Genomic DNA, 19,164 nt, shown 5'->3' on the forward strand with positions numbered 1-19,164 from the left:
TATTCGAAATACTAATTTTTTTACAAACGTATGAATCCAATTTTAAGCCAAAATCTATTTTTAGTTAAAGAACACATCGGAATGTTTAAAGCCGCTAACAACTATGATATTTATGATCCTGAAACGAATCAAATTATAATGAACTGCCGAGAAAATAATCTTGGTTTCTTTACTAAAATATTTCGTTTTACAGATTATAAAAGAGCAACGCCTTTTGACATTGAAATTACAACGGCTTCTGGCGAGAAATTAATTTCTGTAAAAAGAGGAGTTGCCATTTTTCGCTCAACAGTTGAAGTTTTTGACGAGAAAGACATATTACTTGGAACCTTCAAACAAAAGTTCTTTTCTATTGGCGGTAAATTTGACATCTTAGATAAAAATGAAAAACCTGCTGCAACATTACAGGGAAAATGGACCGGATGGGATTTTAAATTCTCGCATGAAAACAAACAGCTTGCTCAGGTAAGCAAAAAATGGGCAGGATTAGGTAAAGAGTTTTTTACAAGTGCAGATAATTATGTACTAAAAATTGAAGAAACCGTACCATCAGATAGTCCGCTTAGACAATTAATCCTTGCAGCCGTAATGTGTATCGACATGGTTTTAAAGGAATAAGAAAGTTGTTAAACTTAGATTAAGAAAACATAAGAAAGCATCATTTTAGCTGGCAAAAGTTTTATTTTTGTTATACTTAAAATGATGCTTTCTGCATTTCTAAAAAATAAATCATGACAGACTTAAAAAATAAAAATGCGTTTATTACAGGCGCCGGAAAAGGAATTGGAAAAGCAGTTGCAATTGCTTTGGCAATAGAAGGCGTAAATGTAATTTTAGTTTCAAGAACGCAAGCCGATGTTGATCAACTGGCAGCAGAAACCAATAAATTGGGCGTAAAATCTTTGGCATTATCTGCTGACGTTTCTGATATCAATTCTATCAATTCAGCTGTTGAAAAAGCTTTAGCTGAATTTAAACATATCGACATTTTAATTAACAGCGCCGGGATTGCTTCTTTTGGAAAATTTTTAGAATTAGAACCTGCCGAATTCGAAAAAATTATTCAGGTTAATTTAATGGGAACGTATTATACAACACGTGCTATTATTCCGAATATGATTGAAAGACAAACCGGTGATATTATCAATATTTCATCAACTGCAGGTTTAAACGGAAACGCTTTAACAAGTGCGTACAGTGCTTCAAAATTTGCTGTTTTAGGTTTAACCGATTCTTTAATGCAGGAAATGAGAAAACATAATATTCGTGTTACCGCTTTAACACCAAGTACAGTTGCGACTGATATGGCGAAAGACTTAAAGTTAACCGATGGAAATCCTGAAAAAGTGATGCAGTCTGAAGATATGGCAGATTTAATTATTGCTCAGTTAAAATTAAACCGCAGAGTGTTTATTAAAAACAGCAGTATTTGGTCTACAAATCCGTAAAACCTTTTTCTACGCTTTGACAAAGTTTAAAACTTTGACAAAGTTCTTAACAGCCTTTAACATAAAATCAAATGGAACAATATTTAAGACAATTAATTGCTATAGAATTTCAGGATAAAAAAGAAATTTTTACCGGTTTTCTTATTGATTATTCTGATGATTGGATTTTACTTCGAAACAATCCTGTTGATTATATTTTGGATGGTTATGTAATTTTGAAAAACAAGAACATTGAAGCCGTACACAGAGATCAGGATTTGGCTTTCACCGAAAAAGTAATCCGTTTAAAAGGTTTAAAAACAAATGCCGAAGATATTATTCCAATCCGGGATTTAAGTTCTATTTTAAGCTTTATAAATAATAAGCATGGAATTTTTCAAATTTCTAAAAAGTCTGCAAAATCAGCTTATTTAGGAAAATTAATTTCTTTGACAGATGAAGAACTTTTAATCGATTTTCTGGATACAAGAGGTCAGTTTGGCGGAGAATTGAGTTTTAATCCTGAGAAAATCAGAGTTATTGAATTTGATACGGATTATATTAATTCTTTGAAATTGGTGATTACCGAGAATCCGAAATAATTAATATAAAATAAAAAGCCTCTTAAAAGAGGCTTTTTATTTTATATTTTTTTAAGCTTCTGCCAGCTTATTAAGAAACTCCATACGAACACTTCCGTCTTCATCAATCTTTGTTAAATTGATTTCGTGTAGAGTATTAATCAATTCAGGGTTCCAAGGTGTTTTTACTTTAACGTAGTTTTCAGTAAAACCGTGAATATATCCTTCTTTATTTTCACTTTCAAAAAGTACGGTTCTGTTTGTTCCTAACTGACTTTCATAAAAAGCACGGCGTTTTTTAACTGATAAACCTCGCAGCATTTTACTGCGTTTTGCCCTTACATTTGAAGGAACAACTCCAGGCATATCTACAGCTTCTGTATTATCTCTTTCTGAATAGGTAAAAACGTGTAAATAAGAAATATCCAACTCGTTTAAAAAATGATACGTTTCTAAGAAATGCTCATCTGTTTCTCCCGGAAAACCAACAATTACATCTACACCAATACAAGCATGCGGCATAACTTCGCGAATTTTATTTACCCGGTCAATATATACTTCACGCAGATAACGGCGTTTCATTAATTTTAAAATATCATTGCTTCCTGATTGTAATGGAATATGAAAATGCGGTACAAAAGTTCGGCTTTTTGAAACAAAATCTATTGTTTCATTTTTCAATAAATTGGGTTCGATAGAGGAAATACGAAGACGCTCAATTCCATCAACTTTATCCAAAGCCTGAACTAAATCAAGAAAAGTATGTTCGTGTTTTTTGTTTCCAAACTCCCCTTTTCCGTAATCTCCAATATTTACTCCTGTTAAAACAATTTCTCTAATATTTTGAGCAGAGATTTCTTTAGCATTTTTTAGAACATTTTCTAAAGCATCACTTCTTGAAATTCCACGAGCCAGCGGAATTGTACAATACGTACATTTATAATCGCATCCGTCCTGAACTTTCAGGAAAGCACGTGTACGATCGCCAATAGAATAACTCCCTACATAAAAATCAGCTTCGGCAATTTCGCATGAATGAACTTCACCCATATCGTTTTTGCTCAAATCGTGAATATAATCTGTGATTTTAAATTTTTCTGTAGCTCCCAAAACCAAATCGACACCGTCTACAGCAGCTAATTCTTCTGGTTTCAGCTGAGCATAACAGCCAACTGCTGCTACGAAGGCCTTTTCATTTAATTTCATTGCCTTTTTTACAACCTGCTTAAATTGTTTATCAGCATTGTCTGTAACAGAGCAGGTATTAATAACATAAATATCGGCAACTTCCTCAAAATCGACGCGGTCAAAACCTTCATCATTAAAATTTCTGGCGATTGTTGAAGTTTCTGAAAAATTCAGTTTACAACCCAGAGTGTAAAAGGCAACTTTTTTTCTATTTTCCATAATTTTCTTAAATTAATGAAATCGTTGTCAAAAAATTTAAGGCTGCAAATTTACAAACAAAATTGGTAAAAGAAAACCAATTAAGACACTTCATTTCAACAATTTGCATTATTGATTAAAATATTCAAATAAAAACGTTGTATAGTATGATATCTTATTTTGATAAGACAATATTTTTCACGATCTTTATCTCTACAATTCGATAAGAATAAAATGACAAAAACATCGATTAAGTGCAAATTTTATCGATTAAATGCATTTTTTGTAGATTTAAATTCAAAAAATCTTACATTTACCTTTGTCTAAATTCTAGTGCTGAATTTATTCGGTTTTGAGAATTTTAGATGGTTTTGATTAATTTAATAATAAATCGAACATAACAATTTTGAATTTTACTCGTTATGTTGTTGTTTTGTGTTACAAAATGAAATGGGAAAGCCGAAAACCAAAGAGAGTAGGCAAAATTAAAATACAAATACCACGCTTTATGAAAGCATTTTTACCCACAATCTGCTTGATGTTCTTAACCGTTTTTAGTTCGCAAGCGCAAACTACTAATGCCCCAGTTGCAAATCCATTTCCTTCTATCAGCACTTTAACAACTTGGGCAAGTTTAAATTCGCAGCAGCAATTTGATGTTGCTATTCGTGCAGTTGGATTTAAATTTGAAGTAAAAGAACCAGGTGAAGGATCAACAGCCTATACTTACATTCGTAAAGTAACTGTAAACGAAGTAAATTATACTGATAGAATTGTTTACAGAATTACAAACAACAACTCAGCAAGTATCATTTCATTAGTAACTGCTTCTACAGATTTAGTAAGTTTATATACACCGCAATTGGCTACTTTTAAAAACAACAATTGTAAAACTGAAATGTCTAAAGATAAAAACACAACTTGCAGCTGTTACGAAAGTGCAAATTTTGCAATCGATCTTTGCGACGAGCGTGTAAAACTTACAATGGGTGACGGAAACAAGTATTTTGTTTCTGTAGCAAAAAAATAATTAAAGAAACTACGTTTTCCAAATCTTTGCAGGTTTTATAAGCTTACAAAGATTTGGAACGCATTTCTTTTAAAATCTTATAAGTTTGGATTTTTGATTTCGTACCAGACTTCGATTTCTCCTTCATGTTCAAAAGAGTTTACGTAATGTAAGCCTAGTTTCTCGAGAATTTTTATTGAATTTTCGTTACCTGCGTCCGCATATGCATAAAGTGCATCTACTTTCATTTCATTAAAAGCATAATTAACAAAAGCTTTTCCCGCTTCTGTTGCATATCCTTTTCCCCAATGTTTTTCAATCAAACGGTAACCAATTTCATAAAAGTTAGTATGTCCGTTAATTTCATCGGTAATAAACTTTATTCCTGACCAGCCCAAAAATTCATTAGTTTCTTTAAGAATAACAGCCCAGCGTCCTGTTCCAAAATCTTTATATTGTTTTTGAACAAAATGAATGTATTCAATACTTTGTTCAATATTTTTTACAGGATTATTACCAACGAATAAATGCACATTTGGATTTGAATCTAATTCAAACATTCCATCAACATCAGAAAGAAGTAATTCCCGCAATAGCAAACGCTCAGTTTCAATTGGATTTTTCATCAAAATTTAATTTAAAATATATTTCTGCACTACTTCTGCCACTCCGTCATTATTATTTGAAGCCACAATTAAATCAGCCTTATCGCGTAATTCCGGCGTTACATTATCAACCCAAACACCAAGTCCGGCATATTCTATCATTGTCAGGTCATTTCCTGCATTACCAACAGCAATAATTTCGCTTTGAAGCACTCCAAGTTTTTGTGCCAAAAGTTTTAAGCTTGCCGCTTTATCAATCCCTTGCTGTGCAGCTTCCAGAAAAAAGGGTTTAGACATTGAAACACTTAAATGAGGCATTGTTGATTTCAAATCTTTTTCAACTTCTTTTAAATAAGCCGGATTTTCTAATAAAATACATTTTACAGCCGGTCTGTCAACATAATCTTTAAAACCAGCCACTTTGCGATGCACCATTCCGGTAATTTCTTTCTCAACTTCTATATACTCAGAATCTGTTTCGCTTATAATTTCATTATCTAAATAAGTAATAATATGCGTTTTCATTTTAACACTGTAATCGTACAATGCATGAATTTGTTCTATAGTAAGTTTTTGTTCAAACAAAACCAAATCGTCCTTAACACGGCTGATAATTGCTCCGTTAAACGAAATCATATAGGAATCGTTTAAATCTAATTCCAGTTCTTTGGCATAAGCTGTCATTGCCGAAGTTGGGCGTCCGGATGCCAAAACAACATGAACTCCTTTTGACTGAGCTTCTAATAAAACTTTTTTATTTAAATCAGAAATTTTGTGGTCGTCTGTCAACAAGGTATCATCCATGTCGAGAACTAACATTTTATATTGCATTTTTTTTAGTTTTCAGTCGCAGTTTACAGTCACAGCATCAGTAATTACTGAAAACTGCGACTGTAAACTGAAAACTATTAAAGACTCATTCTAAATTCTTCAATAACCGGATTTGCTTTTGCAAAATCTGTTTCCTGAATAAAAACCTCAACAGCCAGATCTGTACCGCCGAAACCTCCTAAACGAGCCGATTGAATATTATCTTTTTTTACTGTTTCTACTCCAGCTTCTTCTAATCTTTCCTGAAGAGCAATTGCAAGTATTTCACTTCCTGAATACACTTTCATTAATCCCATGGCATTTATTTTTTTTATAATTATTTAATTTATTCTAATATGATTTTTAACTGATTTTGAAAATCTTCATTCTCATTTACTCCAATATGCCCTTGATTTTTTAAAGGATAAAAATTTATTTTTGACTTTAAAAGCTCTTTTAATCTAACTGAATTATTAAAAGGAATTAATTGATCATCTGTTCCGTGAAAAATATAAATTGGAGCTTTTACTTCTGGAAGATAAACATTAGTTTCTAAACTAAACTTTTTCATAAAATCCGGAAAAAATGGAACTCGTGAACTTGACAGCTCTAAAAAATTATAATAGGGAGCCTGAAGTATTAAAGCTTTAGGTTTGTTCTCTACAGCTAGTTTTACAGCAAACCCAGACCCAATAGAATATCCGGCAATTATAATTTTATCTTTTGAATATCTTTTAGAAATTGAGTTGTAAACGATCGAAATATCTTTTGATAATTGTTCTTCATCTTCAATTTTACCCTCACTTTTTCCAAAACTTCTGTAATCAAGAATAAAAATGTCATAACCTAAAGAAGTATATCTTTTTGCAATGCTTCCCCAAGTTTCAAGTGTTCCAGCGTTTCCGTGTAAATAAAAAACAAGTCCTTTCGATTTTTCAGCTTTAAATAAAAGCCCGTTTAAATTTACGCCGTCAAACGATGTAATATTAATTTCTTCAAACTTTTGCTGATATCCAAATTTATAATCTTTAGGCAGTCTTGAACTATGAAAAACCAGTTCAACCTGATTAAAATAGACATAGGAAATTATTAAAATATAAATTACCAGAAAAAAACACAAAAGCGCAATAATCAAAAATTTAAATGTTTTAATAATTTCCATTAATCGAATTATAAAATTTCAAACTGCCTCTATTTCCTTTGGTATTCGTAAGTCACATTATAGGCACTTCCGGCCCAGAAGAATAACAAAAGAGCACCGCTGTTATCAGAAGCTTCATTTACTAAAAGATTGCCATTTTTATTTAGGCCTATTCTTCTTTTATTGTTTTCGCATCCGCCAAAAAGATACGGAATGTGGCGGCATTTCAAGAATTTGTTATCCAGATAAAACATTCCTTTTTTATATTTACCTGAAAGCACAGTATCTATAATAATCTCCGAATTTTCATGGATTTTTATAGACAATAAATTTTCGTTTTGAAATTTAAGATCGATTGAGCGATTGTTGTTTTCACTCTTCTTAAATATATTCTTTTTAAAACTGGAATTTGGCGTTACCATAAATTGGTAAACGTTATTTCTGACTAGTGAATCCGGAACTTTATTTTCTGAATCAAGTTCTTCCGGCTTGTCGTTCAGATATTTTACAATTGGATTTAGTGTATAACTTCCTTCTAGTTTAGAAATATCTTCTCTTTTTAAATTCTGCAGTACATTACTAAATTTCTTTTTTGAAAAACTGGCACAACTTAAAAAACTAGTTGTAATAAACATTGTAAGCAAAAAATATAAAAAATGTTTTCTCATTCGATGTTTATTACAATTTCAAGTTTCTCTAAATATTATTCTTCTTCCTCAATATCGTCGTCTTCTTCGTCAAGTTCTTCCTCGCCTTCTTCATCCATATCAAATAAATAAGGCTCTACAAGCATTTTATCAGCCAATATTTCGATACGCTCTGACAATGTTTCAGCAAAAATTAAACGCTGCGTTTTAGCAATACTGTTTGAAATACGCATGATCTTGGTTTCATGACGCAGTTTTAAAATAGGATCAGCATCATCTAAGATAAACATTCTTAAACGATTTACGTTATAACCAGCCGTTGAAAACATTTCGCTTAATTTATTTGGCGTTCCAATTAAAACATCGATTCCAGTAGAAACATAATTTTTATCGTAATCCATATCACCTTTATCATGCACGCCATAAACTTCGAGATTGGTATATTTTCCGTATTTCTCAAAAAGTTCTTCCATTTCAAGCACTTTTTCTTTGTCTTCAACAATAATCAAAGCACGAGGCGATTCTTCATTTTTTCCAGCTAACTGCTGAATAACATTCAGGACAATTGTAGTGGTTTTTCCACTTTTTTCAGGAGAAATAATTATACAATCGGCGCCGCTTTTTATGGTCGAAAAAGTTTCCATCTGCAAAACATTTGCTTCTGTTAAACCATTTTCAATTAATCCGTCTTGTAATTTCTCGTTTATCTTTTTTAGTTTCATTTTTTTATGCTTTAAGCTTTAAGCTGTAGGCTATAAGCGAAAATTATTTAGTTTCTATAAAAGCTTAAAGCCTAAAGCTTACAGCCTAAAACGCGAAGCACTTATTTGCTTGCGAACATTTTCACGTCATTTTCGGAGATTTCACTGCCTCCTAAAATGATTAATCTTTCTACCACATTTCGCAGTTCACGAATATTTCCGGTCCAATCATATTCCTGCAGTAATTGTATAGCCTGCGCCGAAAATCCTTTAACCGCATTTCCTTGTTCTGATGCAATTTTCTCTGCAAAATGCGAAATTAAAGCTGGAATATCATCACGTCTTTCATTCAAAGGCGGTACTTTAATTAAAATTACTGCCAGACGGTGGTATAAATCTTCACGGAAACGACCTTCGGCAATTTCTGTTTTTAAATCTTTATTAGTTGCCGCAACAACACGAACATCAACTTTAATATCTTTATCGGCACCAACTCTTGTAATCATACTTTCCTGCAAGGCGCGTAAAACTTTGGCTTGCGCCGAAAGACTCATATCACCAATTTCATCTAAGAAAATAGTTCCTTTATCTGCAGCCTCAAACTTTCCGGCACGATCTTTTACTGCCGATGTAAAAGCACCTTTTACGTGTCCGAATAACTCACTTTCAATCAACTCACTCGGAATTGCCGCACAGTTTACTTCAATTAAAGGAAAACCAGAACGCTCACTTTTTTCGTGTAATTGGTGTGCTACTAATTCTTTTCCGGTTCCGTTTGGTCCAGTGATTAAAACTCTGGCTTCTGTTGGGGCTACTTTGTCAATCATTACTTTTATATGATTGATTGATTCGCTCTCACCAATCATTTCGTAATTTTTGCTGACTTTTTTCTTTAGAATTTTATTTTCAACTACTAATTGTTTTTTATCTAAAGCATTACGGACAGTATTCAATAAACGATTCAAATCGGGCGGTTTCGAAATATAATCAAAAGCTCCTAAACGCATAGTCTGGATCGCAGTTTCCATATCGCCGTGACCCGATATCATGACCATCGGAATTTCCGGCTTTATCTTTTTTGCTTCTTCTAAAACCTCAACACCGTCCATTTTTGGCATTTTGATATCGCACAAAACCAAATCATAATCGTTGTTTTTTATTTTTTCAAGTCCTGCAGCCCCATCTTCGGCTTCATCTACCTGATAGGAATCATTTTCTTCTGATAAAATTTTTACCAAAACTCTTCTAATCGCTGCTTCGTCTTCGATAATTAGTATTTTACTCATTTTTTTTGAGGTTCTAAGGTTCTGAGCTGCTAAGGTTCTGAGTTTTTTTTATTTTAAGCAGCTAAAGAAAACCTTAGCGACTTAGTTCCTTAGAACCTTAGCAGCTTTTAAAAAATTAATATTTAAGCCACTTATACAATTCCTTCCATGTTGGTTTTTTGCCGTACATTAAAATACCTACCCGGTAAATTTTAGCTGCGAACCATACAACAAGGAAAAATGAAGCAAACAATAATGATACCGAAATTGCAATTTGCCACCACGGCACGCCAAACGGTATACGCATTAACATAACTATTGGCGAGGTTAACGGAATCATCGAAAACACAACTGCAATAGTTCCGTGCGGATCGTTTACTACAGTAAAAAATCCGATGTAAACACTTAGTATCAGCGGCATTAAAATTGGTAATAAAAACTGCTGTGAATCTGTTTGATTATCAACTGCTGCTCCAATTGCGGCATAGAATGAACTGTATAGAAAATATCCTCCAATAAAATAAATTACAAAACCAATTATAATGCTTGCTATTGGCAGATTCCATAATTCTGCAATATACATTTGCGCAGAACCTGAAAATTGATGCTGAGCCGTTTGCATCATTTCTGGTGAAATTCTTGCCGTTGGCCCTACATTTACGCCAAAAAATGCCGAAGCTGCAAACATTAATCCCAAACCAATAATAGCCCAAATCATAAACTGTAAAATTCCGGCCAGCGAAGTTCCTACAATTTTACCAATCATTAACTGAAATGGTTTTACTGATGAAATAATGATCTCGATAATTCTATTTGTTTTTTCTTCGATTACGCTTCGCATTACCATATTTCCGTAAATGATAATAAACATCATAATCAAGTATCCAAATGCACCGCCAATTCCAATTTTAATTTCGTTTAATCCTTTTAGACTTTCTTCTCCGGAAGCTTTAACCAAGTGAATATTAACATTTGACTGTGCTTTTTGAATTGCCAGCGTATCTAGTTTAGCTTCTTCGAGATTTAGTTTTGTAATTTTATTTCCAATGATATCCTGTGTGTTCTCGATAAAAGAAATACTTGGGCTGTTATTAGAAATAAATTCAATTTTACTTTCTAAATCTTTTTTATCATTTGTTTTTGGGATAACAATTAAACCGCTGAAATTTTCTTTTGTAATACTGTCTTTTAAAGCTTTTACTTCAATTTCAGATAAATTATAATATTTAAACTCTGAACTGTTTTTGTTTTCTTTCAAAAAATCGGCAGCAAAAAGTCCAGTTTCATCATGAATCGCTATTCGTTTCGTTTCGGCTTTCATTGAACTTAAATAGCCGATAAAAACAGCAATAGCTACAAATAAAAGCGGACTCAAAAAAGTCATGACAACAAAAGATTTATTGCGGACTTTGGCAATAAATTCTCTTTTTATAATTAATGAAATAATACTCATTTCTTGATTTTAGATTTTAGATTGTTGACTTTAGATTTTTAAATTTCAGGATTAATTCTGAAATCTATCCTGAGGCTTCGGGACTGAAATCTAAACTTTATTTTCTGTAACTGTCTGGATAAAAATATCGTTAATGCTTGGAATTTTTTCCACGAAATGTGTTACTTGTCCGAGCTGCGTCAAAACATTTAATAATTCGTTTGGTGAAGCATTTCCTATTTGAATATTCAATTTTAAATCATCATTTAAAGATTTAAAACTCGCAGGAGAAACAGTAAATTTTTGTGTAATGTCATACATCAAACCTTCAACATTATTTGTCAGGATTCCCACTTCAAAACTGTTCGTTCTAAATTGACGTTTTACATCAACAACTTTTCCTTCAATTAATTTATTTGATTTGTGGATTAAGGCAATGTTTTCACAAAGCTCTTCTACGCTTTCCATTCGGTGCGTAGAAAAAATTATAGTAGAGCCTTGTTCTTTTAATGCCAGAATTTCATCTTTAATAACATTGGCATTTACAGGATCAAATCCAGAAAAAGGCTCATCTAAAATAAGCAGTTTTGGTTTGTGCAAAACACAAACTACAAACTGAATTTTTTGCGCCATTCCTTTAGAAAGTTCCTGGATTTTTTTGTTCCACCAGCCTTGAATTCCTAAACGGTCAAACCAATAATCCAATTGTTTTTTGGCTTCGGTTTTAGAAAGTCCTTTCATTTGAGCAAGATATAAACATTGCTCCCCTACTTTCATTGAACTGTACAAACCTCTTTCTTCCGGCAGATAACCAATTGTCTGCACGTGTTTGGGATGTAATTTTTCTCCATCTAAAATTATCTCACCGCTATCCGGAAGTGTAATTTGATTTATGATTCGAATAAGGGATGTTTTTCCAGCTCCATTTGGACCTAAAAGTCCATATATACTGCCTTTTGGCACATTTAATGAAACTTCGTTAAGCGCTACATAATCGCCATATTGTTTTACGACTTTATGTACTTCTAGTAAGTTGCTCATTTTATTTTTTAGGTTTTCTTTTAGCGGCTTTTTTTATTTTAGCCAACAATCTGTAAAAGTAAATAATTCATAGCGAATCTGCATTATAATACACAAAAAACCCATTCTATTTGTATAGAATGGGTTTTTGTTTTATATAAACCTCTTAGAGAAAGTTTAGATTATGAGAACATATCTTTTACTTTTTCAAAAAATGATTTCTCTGATTTTTCAGGACTTGGAACAAAGTGTTCATCGTTTAAAGCATTCTCAAAGAATTGTTTTTGTTCTTTGTTTAATGTTTTTGGAGTCCAAACGTTTACGTGAACTAATAAATCTCCGCTTCCGTAACCATTTAAACTTGGAATTCCTTTTCCTTTTAATCTTAAGATTTTTCCAGACTGAATTCCTTCTTCTAATTTAATACGAACTTTTCCATTAATAGCTTCAATATCTTTTGAAGCTCCTAAAACTGCTTCTGGGAAACTGATGTATAAATCGAAGTGAACGTTTTCACCTTCACGTTTCAAAAATTCGTGCTCTACTTCTTCAATTGCAACAATTAAATCTCCAGGAATACTATTTCCTGGTGCATCGTTACCTTTGTTAGAAACTTTTAACTGCATTCCATCAACAACTCCCGCAGGAATTTTGATTGATACTGTTTCATCTTCCTGAACCATTCCCTGAGCATCTGCTTCGGCAGGTCTTTTGTCTAAAATCTGACCAGAACCGCCACAGGTAGGACAAGTTGATGCAGACTGCATTCTTCCTAAAATAGTATTGGTTACACGCATTACTTGTCCCTGACCGTTACAAGTTGTACAAGTTTTATACGTTACGCCTTTAGCCTGAACTTTACGTTTTACTTTAACTTTTTTCTCAACTCCATTTGCAATTTCTTCTAAAGTCAGTTTTACTTTAATTCGAAGATTGCTTCCTTTTGCACGGCGAGGACCTCCGCCTCCGCCTCCGAAACCGCCAAATCCACCTCCAAAAATATCACCAAACTGGCTGAAAATGTCATCCATATTCATACCACCGTGACCGCCAAATCCGCCAGAACCATCAAATGCCTGATGTCCATATTGATCGTATTTTGCTTTTTTCTGCGGATCACTTAAAACTTCATACGCTTCTGCCGCTAATTTGAAGTTTTCTTCTGCCTCTTTGTCGCCTGGATTTTTATCAGGATGGTATTTTAAAGCACTTTTTCTATATGCTTTTTTAATTTCGGCAGCATCAGCATTTTTTGAAATGCCTAGTATTTCGTAAAAATCTTTTTTCATAATTAGATTAAGTTCCAAATCTTATCCCGAAGCTTCGGGACCAAAATCCAAAATAATTCATCGGACTTTGTTTACATTTTTTTAGTTTCCAACAACAACTTTAGGATAACGAATAATTTTTTCTCCTAATTTGTATCCTTTTTCAATAACATCTACAACTTTCCCTTTTAATTTATCCGATGGAGCTGGAATTTGGGTAATTGCTTCAGCAATATCAGCATTGAATGCATCTCCTGCCTGAATTTCAACCTGCTCTAAGCCTTTAGAAACTAAAGTGCTTTTTAATTTTTCGTGAATCAGTTCAACACCTTTTTTCAAATTTTCATCATCAGATTTGTTGATCTCTACAGCTGCTCTGTCGAAATCATCTAAAACAGGAAGCATAGCCAATAAAACTTCTTGGTTTGCCGTTTTAAATAAATCGATACGCTCTTTTGAAGTTCTTTTTTTGTAATTTTCAAATTCAGCAAATAATCTCAGAAACTTATCTTTTTCTTTCGCCAAGTCTTGGGCTAATTGCTCCTCAACACTTAATTCTTCAACAATTAACTGCTCTCCGTTTGCATTGTTCTCTAACGTTACATCGTCTAATTCCTGATCGAATTCTGTATTTTCCGTAGTCATATTACTTTTATTTTTAAAAATATTCTTAAACTTCATTTTTTATTTCTTTCTTTTGGATTGCAAAAGTACTGCCAAATCTCATAAAATGTCAAATTGTCACTTTATTAGTTATGAGACTTTTAAAAACAGAAAACAGTCCGTGAAATTTTATTATAATTTTAAGACTATTACGTTTTAGTTGTCGTATATTTGAGTACCAAAGTATAATTAAATTATTACCTAACAAAATTGAATTTAAGGGTTGGCTTCGGCCTCTAAATAATTATTAATTCAAGTTTACCTTATATTAAAAAAAGCTTCGCCTTTATAGAGACGAAGCTTTTTTTTATACTTAACTATTTAATTTTGCACGGGCGGAGGGATTCGAACCCCCATCAACGGTTTTGGAGACCGCTATTCTACCCTTGAACTACGCCCGTAACTTAAGGTCGGCAAATTAAAAGTTTTTTTTCTTTACAGGCAACTATTTTAGGCAGAGATTTAAAAAGAAAATCCTTTAAATGACTGTAATCTACAGCAAAAATCTCCACTCCAGACAGTTAACCTAACAAAGTATTTTTTAATCCTTCAAAATCTACAGACACCTGTTCTCCAGTCACTAAATTTTTAAGCGCATAAGAATTTGAATTAATTTCCTGATCTCCGACTAATACAGCAAACGGAATCAAACGTTTATCTGCATATTGAAATTGTTTACCCACTTTTACATTATCCGGATATAACTCTACTTTTATATTTTCCTGTCTTAATTTTTGAATAGCTTTTGAAGCATATAAAGCTTCTTTGTCTCCAAAATTTAAAAATATAGCTTTTGAAGCAGCAGCAACTGTTTCAGGAAATAATTGTAATTCTTCTAAAACCAGATAAATTCTATCCAATCCAAAAGAGATTCCAACACCGCTCATATTTTTCAAACCAAAAATACCAGTCAAATCGTCGTATCTTCCGCCTCCGCCAATAGAGCCCATTGCAACGGTTTTTGGCGCCGCTACTTCAAAAATAGCTCCTGTATAATAATTTAAACCACGAGCTAATGTCACATCAAGATCTAAAACTGCAGTAGACAAACCTAAATCTGCAACATTGTCACAAATAAATTTTAGTTCTTCAACTCCTTTCATTCCTTCTTCAGAAGAAGACAATAAGTCCGAAAGCTGTGCAATTTTGTCTGCAAAAGTTCCTGAAAAACTAAAAAGTGGCTGCACTTTTACTAAAGCATCTTCAGAAATTCCTTTTTCAATCATTTCTTTCTTTACGCCGTCTTCACCAATTTTGTCTAATTTATCAAGCGCAACTGTAAAATCAATCAATTTATCTGAAGCGCCAATTACCTCAGCAATTCCAGATAAAATTTTTCGGTTATTGATTTTAATTGTAACTCCTTCTAATCCTAAAGAGGTAAAAACAGTATCGTACAATTGAACTAATTCAACTTCCTGCCATAAAGATTTTGAACCTACAACATCAGCATCACATTGAAAAAATTCTCTAAAACGTCCTTTTTGCGGATTATCTGCTCTCCAAACTGGCTGAATTTGGTATCTTTTAAAAGGAAATTCGATTTCACTTTGGTGTTGTACAACGTATCTTGCAAACGGTACTGTTAAATCGTAACGTAATGCTTTTTCAGAAATTTTTCCTGTGAATTTATTCAGCTCAATTCTTTGCTCTAAAGTTATTTTTTCAGCAGAATTTAATTGTAATTCTTCGATTGATTCTGGCAATTCGATTTTACTTTTATTGTAGAAAAAATTACCTGAATTTAAAATTTTGAAAATCAGACGATCTCCTTCTTCTCCATATTTCCCCATTAAGGTATCTGAATTTTCAAACGAAGGCGTTTCGATTGGCTGAAAACCAAATTTTTCAAAATTAGCTTTTATAGTCTGAATAATATATTGACGTTTTGACACCTCAGCTGGTGAAAAATCTCTTGTTCCTTTTGGTATACTTGGTTTTGAAGCCATCTTCTTTATTTTAGATTGTTGATTTTAGATTTTAGATTTCTTTTGAAACTCAAATTCAAAAACCTTTACGATTAATTTATTTATTATTTTTTGATTGCTGGTTCTTTAAACTTTCGACTTTATGACATTCCAGCTTTCGACTTAATTTAAGTCTGCAAATATCTTACTTTTTAAAATAAATAATAACACTTCGAAAACAAACTTGTAACAAAAACCGTATTTTCGTGACAAATTGGTCATGATGCTAAAATTATTTAAAGAAAATATCCGAATTGCTTTTGGTTCCATCAAAACTCAATTACTGCGAACCATTCTTACGGTTTTAATTATTGCAATTGGAATTACCGCTTTAGTTGGAATTCTTACTGTTGTAACAGCACTTGAAAACACTGTTTCGACCAATTTTGCATCAATGGGAGCTAATACTTTTAACATTAACCAATACGAAAACACGGTTCGAAATCGTGGCGGAAATGAACGTGAAATTATCAACCCAATTATTTCGTATCCCGAAGCTGTTGCTTTTAAAAACAAATACAAATACCCTTTTACCGAGACTTCTCTTTCGTTTACTGCAACATCAAAAGCCGAAGTAAAATTTTTAGATACTAAAACTGATCCCGAAATTACAATTTTAGGCGTTGACGAACATTTTATTTCTAACTCAGGTTTAGAAACTACTTTAGGCAGATCTTTTAATCAATTTGACATTGACAATAATACCTATACCTGCGTTGTAGGTTCAGATTTTGAAAAGGGCTTATTAAAAGATGTCAACCCAATTGATAAAGTAATTTCTATTCGCGGTGCCCGTTTTAAAGTTATCGGCGTTTTAAAAGAAAAAGGTTCAACTTTTGGAAACAGTCAGGATTTACGGGTTTTAATTCCTATACAGGTTGCCAGATCATTATTTACGGCACCCAACATCAATTATACTATCAGTGTTATGGTTTCTAAAAAAGAACTTTTAGACGAAGCGGTTGACAATGCAACCAGCACAATGAGAAGGGTTCGAAAACTAAGTCCGGTTCGTGATAATAATTTTGGTATTGGCCGAAGCGACGATTTAATCAATCGAATTTTAGGTATTACGCAATATTTAGGCTGGGCATCATGGATTATTTCGATCATTACAATTTTAGGATCTTCAATTGCTCTAATGAATATTATGATTGTTTCGGTTACAGAACGTACACGAGAAATTGGTGTCAGAAAAGCGCTTGGTGCAACAAAAATTACAATTTCTGTTCAATTTTTTATCGAAACTTTATTAATTGGACAAATTGGCGGTTTAGTTGGAATTGTTCTGGGAATCTTGATTGGTTTTGCTTTTGCGGCCGCAATGAGTTTTGCTTTTGTGATTCCGTGGATGGCAATTTTTGCCGCTTTTGCAACTAGTTTTATGGTAGCAATAGTTTCTGGTTTATATCCTGCCATAAAAGCATCTCAGTTAGATCCTATTGAGGCTTTGCGATACGAGTAATTTTTTTTAGTTTTCAGTCGCAGTCCCAGTTTGCAGTTTTACTGTGACTGAATACTACGACTGAAAACTAAAAATTAAATATTAACTTTTATCATTCTGTCGTTATCGTAAATATCTTTTCGGAGATCAATATTGATAAAATCCATTTTACCCAGAAGTTCTATCATTTCTTTTCCTAAATATTGGTTGATTTCAAAATAAAGCTGTCCTTTTGCCAAAAGATTGTTTTGTGCCAGCGAAGCTATTTTTCTGTAGAAAAGCAAAGCATCGTTGTCATCAACAAAAAGTGCTAAATGAGGTTCGTAGTCTAAAACATTCTTTTTGATTTCTTCTTTTTCAAGATTGCGTACATAAGGCGGATTAGAAACTATGACATCATATTTGCATTTTAATTCTTCGGCTTGTAAAATATCCTGAAATATAAAAGTTACATTAACATCATTTCTAATGGCATTTCGCTTCGCAGTTTCGATTGCTTTTTTTGAAACATCGATAGCATATACATCTGCATTTGGCAGATTTTTAGCGAGTGAAACAGCAATACAGCCGCTTCCGGTACCAATATCAAGAATTTTTATTTTTTCTTTTTTATCAATTCCTTTATTTTCACTAATAATCCATTCGACCAACTCTTCGGTTTCGGGTCTCGGAATTAAAACATTTTCGTTTACTTCAAAATCTAAACCGTAGAAATTTGTTTTTCCTAATAAATATTGAATTGGAACTTCTTTTTTCAGCTGGGCTAACAATGAATCCCAAACAACAAAATCTTCTTCTGTAAAAGCTAATTCGTGATTTAATGCCAAATCTATTTGACGCAGTTTGTGTTTATCTTCTAAAATTAAATAGAAAAAACTCTCTGCTTCGTACGCATCGTACAAAGAAGATAATTCCTTAATAAACTGAGTACGATATTGCTTGATTTTCATTTTATATATCTGTTATTAGATAATATTTTGGTTAGTTAGCAGTCAAATTGTACTGCTATTTCTGAAACTTTTTTTACTGAATTTTCATTTTCAGCTTTTGACGAAAGAAATAAAATCACACGCTCTTCTTCATAATCTCTGTTTGCTCCAAAAACAAAGTCGAGTTTTCCGTCACCGTCAATATCTCCTGCAAAAAGAAACTCCACAAAAGTGTCATTAAAAGACGCTTCGGTCAGAATCAGTTTTTCAGGATTATTACCAATGGTTAAGTATAATTTATAATCTTCTACTTTTTTAAAGATTTCAATTTTATCATCATCTGTGCTTACTTTTTCTTCAGATAAAACTTTTCCTTCTCCGCGTAAAGTATAATTGACATTATTAAAAGTAAAACTCGTTTTTTCTTTGGGCCAGATTTTATCCCTTTCAATTTTCAGAGATTTTATTTTTCCGGTTTTCAATTTAGCATCGTCTATTAAAAGCAACACCTTTTTTTCTGGCATAATAGAAAGCGTAGAATCACCGGAACACTCACTGTATCCTTTTTCAATTTTAAAATTTGCTTTTCCTAAAAAAAAATCTCCATTTTCCTCGTACAACTCAACCCATTTTTGGTTTAAAGCTTTTACAGGGTTTTGACTATCATAAGTTCGATACGTTTGGGGTATTAAAATATCGAATTCATTTTTAAAGACTTCTTCTGTAATCGCGGTATTTTCACTTTCCTCAGTTTTAGCAACTGAATCTTTGACAACTACGGCTTTGTCTGCCGTTTTTTCTTGTTTAGCATCTTTACAAGAGAACAATACTGAGACTAAAAGAATAGCAAAAATATTTTTTTTCATTGG

20 protein-coding genes and 1 tRNA gene are annotated in these 19,164 nt (G+C 32.6%); 5 read left to right on the forward strand and 16 right to left on the reverse strand.

What is annotated here, in order from left to right; translation table 11 throughout:
• Positions 1-30: 30 nt before the first annotated feature.
• The 3 genes from PQ462_RS18880 (at position 31) to PQ462_RS18890 (ending at position 2,029) form a co-directional block, all read left to right on the forward strand.
• A complete protein-coding gene (locus tag PQ462_RS18880; protein ID WP_274251173.1) occupies positions 31-618 on the forward strand; it encodes an LURP-one-related/scramblase family protein in 588 nt (195 codons plus the stop codon).
• Positions 619-731: 113 nt separating this feature from the next.
• Positions 732-1,448, forward strand: coding sequence for a 3-ketoacyl-ACP reductase (locus PQ462_RS18885; protein WP_274251174.1), 717 nt, complete (start codon positions 732-734; stop codon positions 1,446-1,448).
• Between the two features lie 71 nt (positions 1,449-1,519).
• Positions 1,520-2,029 (forward strand): hypothetical protein, encoded by a 510-nt coding sequence (locus PQ462_RS18890; RefSeq protein ID WP_121360328.1) that lies wholly within the window; start codon positions 1,520-1,522, stop codon positions 2,027-2,029.
• 51 nt (positions 2,030-2,080) lie between these two features.
• Here PQ462_RS18890 and mtaB read toward each other — a convergent pair whose 3' ends face one another.
• Positions 2,081-3,415: a tRNA (N(6)-L-threonylcarbamoyladenosine(37)-C(2))-methylthiotransferase MtaB gene (mtaB, locus tag PQ462_RS18895; RefSeq protein ID WP_274251175.1), complete on the reverse strand. Its 1,335-nt coding sequence runs from the start codon at positions 3,413-3,415 to the stop codon at positions 2,081-2,083.
• Positions 3,416-3,902: 487 nt separating this feature from the next.
• Here mtaB and PQ462_RS18900 point away from each other — a divergent pair, with 487 nt between their 5' ends.
• On the forward strand, positions 3,903-4,424 hold the full coding sequence (locus tag PQ462_RS18900) for a hypothetical protein (RefSeq protein WP_044048609.1): 522 nt from the start codon (positions 3,903-3,905) through the stop codon (positions 4,422-4,424).
• Between the two features lie 77 nt (positions 4,425-4,501).
• Here the strand turns inward: PQ462_RS18900 and PQ462_RS18905 are convergent, their stop codons facing one another.
• From PQ462_RS18905 to hisS, 13 genes are all read right to left on the reverse strand, one after another.
• The gene (locus PQ462_RS18905; protein WP_274251176.1) at positions 4,502-5,029 is read right to left on the reverse strand and encodes a GNAT family N-acetyltransferase; all 528 of its coding nucleotides are present in this window, start codon (positions 5,027-5,029) and stop codon (positions 4,502-4,504) included.
• 6 nt (positions 5,030-5,035) lie between these two features.
• Positions 5,036-5,839, reverse strand: a complete 804-nt coding sequence (locus PQ462_RS18910; protein ID WP_274251177.1) for a Cof-type HAD-IIB family hydrolase — start codon at positions 5,837-5,839, stop codon at positions 5,036-5,038.
• A 77-nt stretch (positions 5,840-5,916) separates the two neighbouring features.
• Positions 5,917-6,135 carry a putative signal transducing protein gene (locus tag PQ462_RS18915; protein WP_012027005.1) on the reverse strand — a complete coding sequence of 73 codons (219 nt, stop codon included), beginning with the start codon at positions 6,133-6,135 and terminating at the stop codon, positions 5,917-5,919.
• 29 nt (positions 6,136-6,164) lie between these two features.
• Positions 6,165-6,980 (reverse strand): alpha/beta hydrolase, encoded by an 816-nt coding sequence (locus PQ462_RS18920; protein WP_274251178.1) that lies wholly within the window; start codon positions 6,978-6,980, stop codon positions 6,165-6,167.
• A gap of 29 nt (positions 6,981-7,009) precedes the next feature.
• The gene (locus PQ462_RS18925; protein ID WP_274251179.1) at positions 7,010-7,594 is read right to left on the reverse strand and encodes a hypothetical protein; all 585 of its coding nucleotides are present in this window, start codon (positions 7,592-7,594) and stop codon (positions 7,010-7,012) included.
• A gap of 68 nt (positions 7,595-7,662) precedes the next feature.
• On the reverse strand, positions 7,663-8,328 hold the full coding sequence (locus PQ462_RS18930) for a DEAD/DEAH box helicase (RefSeq protein ID WP_073408783.1): 666 nt from the start codon (positions 8,326-8,328) through the stop codon (positions 7,663-7,665).
• Between the two features lie 101 nt (positions 8,329-8,429).
• Positions 8,430-9,593 (reverse strand): sigma-54-dependent transcriptional regulator, encoded by a 1,164-nt coding sequence (locus PQ462_RS18935; protein ID WP_012027009.1) that lies wholly within the window; start codon positions 9,591-9,593, stop codon positions 8,430-8,432.
• 115 nt (positions 9,594-9,708) lie between these two features.
• Complete coding sequence (locus tag PQ462_RS18940; protein ID WP_274251180.1) at positions 9,709-11,025, reverse strand: ABC transporter permease; 1,317 nt, start codon at positions 11,023-11,025, stop codon at positions 9,709-9,711.
• 90 nt (positions 11,026-11,115) lie between these two features.
• On the reverse strand, positions 11,116-12,045 hold the full coding sequence (locus PQ462_RS18945; RefSeq protein ID WP_274251181.1) for an ABC transporter ATP-binding protein: 930 nt from the start codon (positions 12,043-12,045) through the stop codon (positions 11,116-11,118).
• Between the two features lie 161 nt (positions 12,046-12,206).
• A complete protein-coding gene (dnaJ, locus tag PQ462_RS18950; protein WP_012027012.1) occupies positions 12,207-13,313 on the reverse strand; it encodes a molecular chaperone DnaJ in 1,107 nt (368 codons plus the stop codon).
• A gap of 81 nt (positions 13,314-13,394) precedes the next feature.
• A complete protein-coding gene (locus tag PQ462_RS18955) occupies positions 13,395-13,973 on the reverse strand; it encodes a nucleotide exchange factor GrpE (RefSeq protein WP_012027013.1) in 579 nt (192 codons plus the stop codon).
• Positions 13,974-14,285: 312 nt separating this feature from the next.
• A tRNA-Trp gene (locus tag PQ462_RS18960) sits at positions 14,286-14,356 on the reverse strand.
• Positions 14,357-14,476: 120 nt separating this feature from the next.
• Positions 14,477-15,904, reverse strand: a complete 1,428-nt coding sequence (gene hisS / locus PQ462_RS18965) for a histidine--tRNA ligase (protein ID WP_274251182.1) — start codon at positions 15,902-15,904, stop codon at positions 14,477-14,479.
• Positions 15,905-16,142: 238 nt separating this feature from the next.
• On the opposite strand from hisS, the gene PQ462_RS18970 reads away from it, so the two are divergent.
• Positions 16,143-17,387 carry an ABC transporter permease gene (locus PQ462_RS18970; protein WP_012027015.1) on the forward strand — a complete coding sequence of 415 codons (1,245 nt, stop codon included), beginning with the start codon at positions 16,143-16,145 and terminating at the stop codon, positions 17,385-17,387.
• Positions 17,388-17,461: 74 nt separating this feature from the next.
• Here the strand turns inward: PQ462_RS18970 and prmC are convergent, their stop codons facing one another.
• A complete protein-coding gene (gene prmC, locus PQ462_RS18975; RefSeq protein ID WP_274251183.1) occupies positions 17,462-18,316 on the reverse strand; it encodes a peptide chain release factor N(5)-glutamine methyltransferase in 855 nt (284 codons plus the stop codon).
• 35 nt (positions 18,317-18,351) lie between these two features.
• Positions 18,352-19,161 carry an FG-GAP repeat protein gene (locus PQ462_RS18980; RefSeq protein WP_274251184.1) on the reverse strand — a complete coding sequence of 270 codons (810 nt, stop codon included), beginning with the start codon at positions 19,159-19,161 and terminating at the stop codon, positions 18,352-18,354.
• Positions 19,162-19,164: the final 3 nt, after the last annotated feature.

This window comes from Flavobacterium sp. KACC 22758 (assembly GCF_028736135.1).
Classification (GTDB): Bacteria; Bacteroidota; Bacteroidia; order Flavobacteriales; family Flavobacteriaceae; genus Flavobacterium; species Flavobacterium johnsoniae.